Origin of the sequence: uncultured Leptotrichia sp. (assembly GCF_938036635.1) — a bacterium.
Taxonomy (GTDB): domain Bacteria; phylum Fusobacteriota; class Fusobacteriia; order Fusobacteriales; family Leptotrichiaceae; genus Leptotrichia; species Leptotrichia hongkongensis.
On sequence record NZ_CALHQO010000260.1, the window covers coordinates 1 to 10009 of the forward strand.

Here is a 10009-nt window from a genome sequence, read left to right on the forward strand (position 1 = left end):
ATTCATCTATATTTCCCTCTTTTCTTTGCTTTGCTTTTTTTTATTTATGCTAAAATTATTTTTAAATATATTCTATCATATTTATCTTGATTTGGAAATATTGAATATTTTTTAAATTTAAACTAAAAAAAAATAACTACCTAAATAAGCAGTTATCACTATTAATTATTATTAGTAATCAGTTAATGGAGGCGACAACCGGATTCGAACCGGTGTACAAGGTTTTGCAGACCTCTGCCTAAGCCCCTCGACCATGTCGCCACTTGACTTTGATAAGTTTATCATATTTTTAGGGCTTTGTCAAATATTTTTATTTCGCCGCCACCAACAATTTCATCACCTAAATAAAATACAATGTGCTGTCCTTCTGAATTTTCGTGAGTCTTTTTATCAAATTCAAAAATTATCCTATTTTCATTACTTTCTTCACTTTTTAAAAGTTTCAATTCCCCAGCCAGTCCTTTTGAAGAAAATCTTGGACGTGCAGTTAATTTTTTTCCAATTATTTCTTCTAAATCATAATGAAATTTACAATTTATCACTTCTATTTCCTTTATTAGCAATTCCTCAAAATCTCCCACAACTACTTCATTCGTTTCAGGGCGAAGTTCCAGTACAAAAAACGGCTTTCCTAAATTAAGGCCCAGTCCACGCCGCTGCCCAACTGTATAAAACTGATAACCTATGTGCTCTCCAATAATTTTACCATTTTTATCCACAAAATTTCCTTTTTTCACATCATTTCCAAGCACTTTTTTCAAAAATGGAATATATCCGTTGGGAGCAAAGCAGATTCCTTGGCTGTCAGGCTTGTTATGAGTATGAATGCCATTTTGTCTTGCAATTTCACGAACTTCTGATTTTTCGTATTCTGCAAGCGGAAATAAAAATCTTTCTACGACATCCTTATCCAGCCGATAAAGCATATAAGTCTGATCTTTTCTATTATTTTTGTCCCATAAAAGCATATTATTCTCGCTAACTTTTGAATAATGCCCTGTCGAAATGTATTTTATCCCCATTTTATCAGCAAATTCTACGAGTTTTTTTATTTTTACCTTTTCATCGCAAATTACACAAGGTGAAGGGGTTTTTCCAGCATTATACATTTTTATAAAATAATCCATTACATCCTTTTTAAATTCTTCCACGACATTTAGTACATAATGAGGTATTCCCAATGTGTAGCAAGTGTATCTGGCATCATTTATATCATCAAGGGAACAGCACGTTTTTCCAGGATTTTCTGAAAGCTCATCAGGCAAATGCTTTAATGTAACTCCTATAACTTCATAGCCTTGCTGTTTCAACAAAAGAGCAGCGACAGAACTGTCTATGCCGCCACTCATTCCAACTACTACTTTTTTATCATCTAATTTTTTGTTCATTTCGTATTTCTTTCTCTTTTCTAAATTTTTAATTTCTATATTCCCAAACTTAAAATCTTATTTTTTATTTTTCTCTTTTTGCCACATATATTCCCCAATTCCTAAAGCAAAAATTAAAAACAATTTATTTTTATTTTCTTTAAATATTTTTCCAAGTTTATACCCTGCTGCCCTGCAAAATTTGTAATAAACAGCATTATTTAGAACTTTCTGCTTAAAAGATAAATTTTGGGAATTGATTTCATTATGATAAAGTGCCTGTCCTTTCGGATTTCGTAGCAGTAAATTATTGTATTTTGCTGTCAAGCCATCTTCCTGATATTCCTTTATCTCAATTTTTTCATTCACATAAGCCATCTTATATTTTTCACAAATTCTGTTATAGACAACAGCTTCTGTAATAAATTTCTCATCATCAAAAACTGGAAATTTATATTTTTTTATAATTTCAGTCCGAAACATAAGCCCTTTGTCGCCCTTAACTCCGTATTTATTGTAAATATCAAACTGTGTCGAAATCATCTCTTTTTCTGGAAAACTAGAGCCTATAACTTCTCCATTTGGATAAGTTGACAAATACCCCATTCCCGCAATATTGTTATTTTTTTCATATTTTTTCCAATATTTCAAAATAGTTTCAAGACCATTTTCAACATATTCATCATCAGAATCAAGACAGATAAAAAGCTCTCCATTTGCTTTATCAGTTGCAAAATTATACGCCCGCTGTTTACCTCCGTTTTCCTTAAAATAATACTTTATATCCAGCTTTTTTTCACTCAAAAATTCTTCTGCTTTCTCTTTAGTTCCATCAGCAGAGCCATCATCGACAATAAGCCACTCAAAATCCTTGTACGTTTGCTTTTGAAGTGATTTATACAATTTTTCAAGTAGTTCCTTTCGATTAAAAGTTGGTGTAAAAATCGTAAATTTCATTTTTTATTTCCCCTTATTTTCCAAAGCTTTAAAATTTAACGTTTTATAATTTTTCTTTTTATTCCATTTACAAGATTTGCAATTTTAGCGTAAACTTCTCTATTTACAAGCAATTTTGTCACTATCGCCAAATAAACTATTTTCAAGCCAAATTTCATCCACGAAAGCTGATCATTTGACAAATAGAATATCACGGGATTTACAATAATTATGAAATATAAAAATAATTTTTTATAATTAAACGAAATCTTGTATTTTTTTCTTATAATCATCATTTCCATTATTGCTCTAAATAAAAAGGCAAGTAACGTAGTCCACGCCGCAATAATAGGCCCAATTTCTGGAAATTTCGGTATAAAAATTATATTTCCAACTAAATTAAATATCATTGCAAACATTGTAAAATAAAAAATGTATATGCTGTCTTCGTGAAAATGGAAAAAATAATCAAGGCAAAATAGTGCCTGAACGACAATTCCAGCTAGAATTAAAGGCATATAATTTATCGCCTGATAATAACTTTTTGGAAATATCAGCTTTATTCCTTCTGGAGCAAATAACTGTGCGATTACACAGGCAAAGGAAATAATCGCAATAAAGTTTTCTACACTTCGTGTTATTTTTGGATTTGTCCTATCCTCCTTCATCGCCTCATAAAACTCTGGCGTCCAGCTGTTTACAAAAGAACCTGTAACAACCGACAAAACCCTTCCTCCAGTAAATGCAAGTGTATATCCCCCAACTACCGCAAGAGAAATAAATTTTGCCAAAACAAGCCTATCGCTCAAATTCACAACCTGATCCGTAAGCTCAATAAAAATTAGTGGTAATCCATTTCTTAGCGAATATTTCACATAATCAAAGTTCAACTTAAATCTAAATTTTCCAAAATAATCCTTAAAATAGAACAGAAATACTATAATCAGCGCAATTAAATTTGCAAACTGGTTTCCAAAAACTCCCCATTTTAAGTATTTTATAAAGTAAATTGCCAGAATATAAGTTGTAAAAAGGCTTACAACACTCCCTATCGCAACCTTCATATACATTCTCTTCATTCTGAACAAAGTTGTCGAAAGATTGTTAAAAGTGTTCGTTGTGGCAATTAAGACGCTGACAATTATCAAAGGATAGTAACTTACCTTGCTTAAATCAACTATATATGAAAACAGTTTTTTGGCTACAGGTGTAAATAAAAAAATATAAGTAAGTATATTAAAAACTACTATAATCAAAGTTGAAGAAAACATATAACTTCCAAATTCATCTTCACTTTCCTTCAAATCTACATATTTCTTCATCTGAGCATTATAAAGCCCCAGCCCTAGAATTACAGTAAATAATGAAGTAATCGGAGCCAATGTTCCCACAATCCCAAATTCTTCCTGTGTCAATAACCTCGTTATTATCGGCAAAAATATAAACGATCCCATCTTTGTAACCAAATTCATAAGAGAATAAACCATCGTTCCCTTCAATAAATTCTTATTATCCATTCAAAAAATTCCCCTTATCTTAATCCTATTAAATCGTGTACCCGTATCAAGCCTACAACATTTCCATTTTCAACAACAGGCAGTACATTAATCTGGCTTTTTCTGTTTTCCATGAGATGAAGTGCATCGAGAGCCATTGCATCCTTTTCAATCGTTACTGGTGTAGAAATCATAATATCAGAAGCCACATAATCAAAAAATTTCTCCTTATGTTCCAATGCACGCCGAATATCTCCTTCTGTTATAATTCCAAGCAGTTTGCCATTTTCAAGTCCTGTATCCGTAATACACACAGCTCCTAATTTTTTCTTTGTAAGGACCATTAATACATTCTCAATTTTCTCATCTTCTTTTACAACTGGCAATTCATCTCCAATGTGCATTAAATCTGAAACATGTAATAATAGCCGTTTTCCAAGGCTTCCTCCTGGATGATATTTGGCAAAGTCATTTTCTGTGAAATCTTTTAATTTCATAAGGCATACGGCCAAAGCATCTCCTGTTACTAGAGTTGCTGTAGTCGAACTCATTGGCGCTTGCCCTAGCGGACACGCTTCCTTTTCCACTCCCACATTTATCGTAAGTTCTGCATATTTTCCCAACATAGAATCAGGATTTCCAGTAAATGCAACTATTTTTCCTCCAATTTTTTTTATTGGCGCTAAAATGCTTAATACTTCGTCAGAATTTCCGCTGTTTGAAATGGCTATTACCACATCTCCATCGTTAATCATTCCCAAATCACCATGAAGTGCTTCTGCTGCATTTATAAATACTGATGTTGTACCAGTTGAGGCAAGTGTCGCTGTAATTTTTTTACCAATTATTCCTGACTTTCCAATCCCTGTCACAACAACTTTATTGTTATTTTTCAAATTTAAAATCATTCGGACTAATTTTTGAAAATCATCTCCTAATTTACTTTTTAATTTTTCCAGTTCTGCAATTTCAATATCAAATACATTTTTAGCTTCTTTTATAATATCTATTTCCATTTTTAGTTTTGCTCCCTTTATTCAATAAATATTTTCACATTGATGTTTTTATTACACCCAAACTTTTTTATATCAAACAATTAAATTTCAAATAACAATAAAATTCAAGTAAAATAGTCAAATTCTTTTTTGACTACTTATTTTTCATCTCAATCTTATTTAATATTTTCTTAATTTCCTGACTTTTATCCTTATGGCAGACAAGCAAGGCATCTTTTGTGTTTACAATAACGATATTTTCTAGCCCAATTGTAGCAATAATTTTGTCATTTTCCTTATTAATTACGATGTTTCCTTCTGATTCAATCTGTTCAAAGTTATCAGCCTGCACAACATTGCTATCCTTGTCTTTTGGAAAAATATCCTCAAGTGATTTGAAGTTTCCAACATCGTTCCAGTCAATGTCAACAGGTATGACACTAACAGATTTTGTATGTTCCATCACTCCAAAATCTATCGAAATTTTTTCAAATTTTTCAAATTCATCCTTCACAAAATCACTTAGTTTTTCTCCATAAACTTCATTTAAATCAATATTTTCGAGCATTTCTTCAATTTTTTCCAAAATAATGCCATGAGTTTCCATATGTTTTTTTATTTCATGCAAGATAAATTCCGTTTTCCAAAGGAACATTCCACTATTCCAAAGATAATTTCCCTGCTCGATATATTTTTCAGCCAGCTCCTTATTAGGCTTTTCCCTAAATTTCTTTACTTTATATGACTTGAATCTTTCTTTATTTTCACAGTTATTTTTATCATCTTTTGATTTTTTTCTATCTACATACTCAATATATCCATACCCAGTTTCAGCGTAAGTCGGCTTAACTCCGAGAGTAACAATCTTATTTTTTTCAGCCTCTTTAAACGCAAACTCCAAGCTGTCCAAAAATTCCTTTTCCTTTTTAATCAAATGATCTGACGGCAAAACTGCCATAATGCTATTCTCATAAATTTTTCTGATAATACATGCCGCATATCCAATACAGGCTGCCGTGTCTCTTGCCATTGGCTCAAAAATTATATTTCTATCAGCAATCTCAGGTAATTCCTTTTTTATTATGTCAAGATACTTAATATTCGTTGAAATAAAAATTCTCTCTATTGGAATAAGTTTTTTTATCCTGTCAATTGTTTCTTTTATCATAGTCTTTTTTGATACAAGATCCAAAAACTGCTTTGGCTTATCATTTGTAGATAATGGCCAAAATCTCGTTCCACTTCCTCCAGCCATAATTAAAGCTACTTTATTCATATTTTTCTCCTGTTCTTCAATTAATTTTATTTATCATTCTGCTTTTTATTTTTCAATTATTTTTCCAGTTAAAAGTATAACATAATTTATTTGTTTTATCAAAAGGAATATTTTAGAAAAATATTAGGAAAAAAAGAAATATTATGATAAAATGAAAATATAAGAAAATTTTTTAGAAAGGAATTGGATATGTTAATAGATAAAGTAAAAAAAGTTAAAATTACTGATAATATAACAATTGGTAATGATAAGATCTTTTTGATAGCTGGACCTTGTGTAATTGAATCAGAAGATTTAGTTATGGAAGTAGCTGCAAAAATGAAAGAAATTACTGATAAACTTGGAATTCAGTATGTATTTAAAGCTTCATTTGATAAGGCTAACCGTTCTTCTATTTCTTCATTTAGAGGTCCAGGACTTGAAAAGGGACTCGAAATTTTGTCAAGAGTTAAAGAAAAATATGGTGTTGCTCTTGCTACAGACATTCATGAGCCACATCAATGCAAAGAAGCTGCAAAAGTTATTGATTTACTTCAAATTCCTGCCTTTTTATCAAGACAGACTGATTTACTCATCGCAGCAGCAGAAACTGGAAAAGCAGTTAATATCAAAAAAGGTCAATTTTTAGCGCCTTGGGATATGAAAAATGTTGTAAAGAAATTTCAGGAAGTTGGAAACGAAAATATAATACTTTGTGAACGTGGAGCTTCATTTGGATATAATAATCTTGTTGTAGATATGCGTGGACTTTTAGAAATGAGAAAATTTGGATATCCAGTCGTATTTGACGCTACACATTCAGTACAAATTCCTGGAGGACAGGGAGAAACTTCAGGAGGTAACCGTGCTTATGTATATCCACTTGCAAGAGCAGCAGTATCTGTTGGAGTTGATGGAATATTTGCAGAAGTACATCCTGAACCTGATAAAGGATTGTCTGACGGTCCAAACATGCTAAAATTAGACGATGTAGAAAAAATCTTAACGAAATTGCTTCAATATGATAAATTGACAAAGGAGTTAATATAAAAATTTTTAAAATATAAATTTTAGGAGGAATAGATTTATGAGTTCAAAATTATTATTGACACCAGGACCAACTAATATTCCAGAAGAATATCTGGAAATTTTTGGAAAGGATATTATCCACCACAGAACACCTGAGTTTAGAAGAATTATGAAAGAAAACAATGAAAATTTGAAAAAAGTATTTAAAACTAAAAATGATGTTGCCGTTATAACTTCATCTGGTACAGGTTCAATGGAAACTGCCATTGTAAACTTTTTTTCAAAAGGTGACAAGGTTCTTGCCATAAATACTGGATATTTTGGAGATAGATTTAGAAAAATTGCTGAAATTTATGGATTAAACGTAATTAATTTACAATATGAATTTGGAGAAAGCTACAATTTGGATGATGTAAAGAAAGTTATTTCAGAAAATCCAGATTTAAAAGGAATTTTAGCCACTCATAGCGAAACTTCAGTTGGTATTCTAAATGACATAAAATCTTTAGGAGATTTGACAAAAAATACTGATATTTTGCTAATTGTTGACACAATCAGCGGACTTGTTGTAAATGAATTTGATTTTGATGGATGGCATGTGGATGTGGCGATTGCAGGAAGCCAAAAGGCATTTCTAATACCTCCAGGACTATCATTTGTCGCAATAAGCGATAAAGCTAAAAAAGCTATGGAAGTTTCTGATTTACCTAAATATTATTTTGATTTGAAGCAATATGCAAAATATTTTGAAGAAAATGGAGAAACACCATACACTCCAGCAATTGCTTTAATTCTAGCATTGAATCAGTCATTAAAAGACTTGATAAAAAATGGAATTGAAAACACAATTAAACAAAAACACGATTTGAGAAAATATGTTGAAGAAAAAGCTCAAAAACTTGGGTTTGAACTATTAGTTAAAAATGAGGCAAACAGAACAAATACACTAATTTCAGTTTATAGAGAAGGAATTATTATAAAATCAATAATTTCAGCCCTTGAAGAACAAGGATACACTGTTACAGGCGGAAAGGGAAAATATGCTGAAAGCCTTATGAGAATTGGAATTTTAGGACAAATTTCCAAGGAACAGCTTGATGATTTCTTTGTAATCTTTGAAAAAGAATTAAAAAAACAATTATAAAAAACAAAAAAATATAGAAAGTTATCATTTTTTTAACTTTCTATTTCAAAATATTGAAAAGGAGCATAAATGAAACCATATTTATTTAAAATTGGAGGTTTTGAACTTAGAATTTATAGTTTAATGTATATTTTAGCTTTTCTTTTTGGAATGTTTATCGCACTTGCTGATGATGTTGCCGAAAAAAGAGGCGTTGATGATAGAAAAATTATTGAAGATTTTGCATTTACTACAATAGTAGCAGGATTAATTGGGGCAAGATTATATTATGTTATTTTTAAATTTTCAGACTATATTGGAAACCCTTTATCTATCCTGTATATCTGGGAAGGTGGACTTGCAATTCACGGTGGAATTATCGGAGCATTTATAGGCTCATGTTACTATGCCAAAAAAAACAAAATGAACTTATGGGTTCTTACAGATATGGCTGTTGGCCCTTTACTGTTTGGACAGTTTCTGGGAAGATTTGGAAACTTGGCAAATGGAGAAGTTCATGGAGTACCTACATTTACTCCACTTAGCGTAATTTTTTCAGGAAAGTTTAATGAATGGTGGGCAAAATACCAGTCATTAAGTGCTACTGCACAAGCTCAATTTAAACAGCTTGTTCCTTGGGGACTAAGTTTTCCGTTAGACACTCCAGCTGGATCAGAATTTCCAAATTTACCACTGCACCCCGCTATGCTTTATGAAGCGTTCCTGAATTTAATTGGATTTATAATTCTTTGGTTCTATTTTAGAAAAAAAGAATACAATCCAGGAGTATTATCAATGATTTATTTAATCATGTATGCAATTATAAGAATGTTTGTAAGTACATTTAGGGCAGAAGATTTATTAATTTTTGGAATAAGACTTCCATATTTGATAAGTATAGCTATGATTATTGTTGCTATTATTGGAATAAAAATTTTTATCAGTCCAGAAAGAAAATTTGTGCCTGTCAAAAAAGAAGAAGAAACTCAAAAAAGTTAATACTAAAAAAACTGTCATTTCTCTAAAAAGATTTGACAGTTTTTTTATTACCATTAAAATTAAATTTATTATTTTTTGTTTTCTGTTCGTCTTTTTCCACGATTATCTACCAATGCGTCAATTCCACCTTTTTCAAATTTTTTCACCCAAGAATAAATTTGCTGGTATGAGATACCGTATTTTTTGATAGCTAAATTATAATCATAATCATTTTTTTGACAAAAATGCACGGCTTCAACTTTAGCATCTATAGATTTTCTTACGTGTTTTTTTAATAATGAAAAGTTTCCATTTACATCTATACTTCTTCTATAATCTCTAATCCAGTAATTTAATACACTTACAGATGCAATTTCATATTTTTTACAAATTTCAAATAAAGAACCTTCATTATTTAGATAGCTTTGAACAGCTTTTTCTTTAACTTCACGAGGATAATGCCTATTTTTATCTTCAACCATTATACTCTCTTCACCAATCTCTAGATACTTTTTCTTCCAAGTCATTAACGAAGATTTTGCAATACCGTGTTCCTTTGCTAATCCTTGAATAGTTCCTTTTCCTTCCAGTATTTTCTTTACAAGCTCAATTTTTAATTCATTAGATATTTTCGATTTTCTTCCCATTAAATTACCCTTTCTAAAATAAAATATATTCTTTGTTTTTTATTTTTTTGCTTATATTAAATAATACACAGCTAAAAAGTGTGAAATACTACCTAGAATTACAAAAATATGCCATATCATGTGATTAAACTTGCAAATTTTCCACGAATAAAAAATTGTGCCAAGCGAATATAAAACTCCACC

9 protein-coding genes and 1 tRNA gene are annotated in these 10009 nt (G+C 30.7%); 3 read left to right on the forward strand and 7 right to left on the reverse strand.

What is annotated here, in order from left to right:
- Positions 1-186 precede the first annotated feature (186 nt).
- The 6 genes from Q0370_RS05055 to Q0370_RS05080 all read right to left on the reverse strand — a co-directional run bounded on the left by Q0370_RS05055 (position 187) and on the right by Q0370_RS05080 (position 6070).
- Positions 187-261 (reverse strand) — tRNA-Cys (locus Q0370_RS05055).
- 20 nt (positions 262-281) lie between these two features.
- The gene (gene mnmA, locus Q0370_RS05060; protein ID WP_147004985.1) at positions 282-1388 is read right to left on the reverse strand and encodes a tRNA 2-thiouridine(34) synthase MnmA; all 1107 of its coding nucleotides are present in this window, start codon (positions 1386-1388) and stop codon (positions 282-284) included.
- 57 nt (positions 1389-1445) lie between these two features.
- Entirely contained in the window at positions 1446-2324 is an 879-nt protein-coding gene (locus tag Q0370_RS05065) for a glycosyltransferase family 2 protein (protein WP_299572948.1), read from the reverse strand.
- A 35-nt stretch (positions 2325-2359) separates the two neighbouring features.
- Entirely contained in the window at positions 2360-3820 is a 1461-nt protein-coding gene (locus Q0370_RS05070; RefSeq protein ID WP_299572951.1) for an oligosaccharide flippase family protein, read from the reverse strand.
- 14 nt (positions 3821-3834) lie between these two features.
- Positions 3835-4815, reverse strand: coding sequence for an SIS domain-containing protein (locus tag Q0370_RS05075; RefSeq protein ID WP_299572953.1), 981 nt, complete (start codon positions 4813-4815; stop codon positions 3835-3837).
- 133 nt (positions 4816-4948) lie between these two features.
- On the reverse strand, positions 4949-6070 hold the full coding sequence (locus Q0370_RS05080; protein ID WP_299572955.1) for a mannose-1-phosphate guanylyltransferase: 1122 nt from the start codon (positions 6068-6070) through the stop codon (positions 4949-4951).
- 189 nt (positions 6071-6259) lie between these two features.
- On the opposite strand from Q0370_RS05080, the gene kdsA reads away from it, so the two are divergent.
- From kdsA to lgt, 3 genes are all read left to right on the forward strand, one after another.
- Complete coding sequence (gene kdsA, locus Q0370_RS05085; protein WP_299572958.1) at positions 6260-7099, forward strand: 3-deoxy-8-phosphooctulonate synthase; 840 nt, start codon at positions 6260-6262, stop codon at positions 7097-7099.
- Between the two features lie 37 nt (positions 7100-7136).
- On the forward strand, positions 7137-8222 hold the full coding sequence (locus tag Q0370_RS05090; RefSeq protein ID WP_299572961.1) for an alanine--glyoxylate aminotransferase family protein: 1086 nt from the start codon (positions 7137-7139) through the stop codon (positions 8220-8222).
- 69 nt (positions 8223-8291) lie between these two features.
- Entirely contained in the window at positions 8292-9200 is a 909-nt protein-coding gene (lgt, locus tag Q0370_RS05095) for a prolipoprotein diacylglyceryl transferase (RefSeq protein ID WP_299572964.1), read from the forward strand.
- 68 nt (positions 9201-9268) lie between these two features.
- On the opposite strand, the gene Q0370_RS05100 is transcribed toward lgt, so the two are convergent.
- Positions 9269-9826, reverse strand: coding sequence for a transposase (locus Q0370_RS05100; RefSeq protein WP_299572967.1), 558 nt, complete (start codon positions 9824-9826; stop codon positions 9269-9271).
- Positions 9827-10009 lie beyond the last annotated feature (183 nt).

Bases quoted from the DNA above. Each gene is read 5' to 3' on its own strand.
- Q0370_RS05080 (WP_299572955.1), bottom strand. From the start codon at position 6,070: ATGAATAAAGTAGCTTTAATTATGGCTGGAGGAAGTGGAACGAGATTT.
- mnmA (WP_147004985.1), bottom strand. From the start codon at position 1,388: ATGAACAAAAAATTAGATGATAAAAAAGTAGTAGTTGGAATGAGTGGC.
- lgt (WP_299572964.1), top strand. From the start codon at position 8,292: ATGAAACCATATTTATTTAAAATTGGAGGTTTTGAACTTAGAATTTAT.
- Q0370_RS05070 (WP_299572951.1), bottom strand. From the start codon at position 3,820: ATGGATAATAAGAATTTATTGAAGGGAACGATGGTTTATTCTCTTATG.
- kdsA (WP_299572958.1), top strand. From the start codon at position 6,260: ATGTTAATAGATAAAGTAAAAAAAGTTAAAATTACTGATAATATAACA.
- Q0370_RS05065 (WP_299572948.1), bottom strand. From the start codon at position 2,324: ATGAAATTTACGATTTTTACACCAACTTTTAATCGAAAGGAACTACTT.
- Q0370_RS05100 (WP_299572967.1), bottom strand. From the start codon at position 9,826: ATGGGAAGAAAATCGAAAATATCTAATGAATTAAAAATTGAGCTTGTA.
- Q0370_RS05075 (WP_299572953.1), bottom strand. From the start codon at position 4,815: ATGGAAATAGATATTATAAAAGAAGCTAAAAATGTATTTGATATTGAA.
- Q0370_RS05090 (WP_299572961.1), top strand. From the start codon at position 7,137: ATGAGTTCAAAATTATTATTGACACCAGGACCAACTAATATTCCAGAA.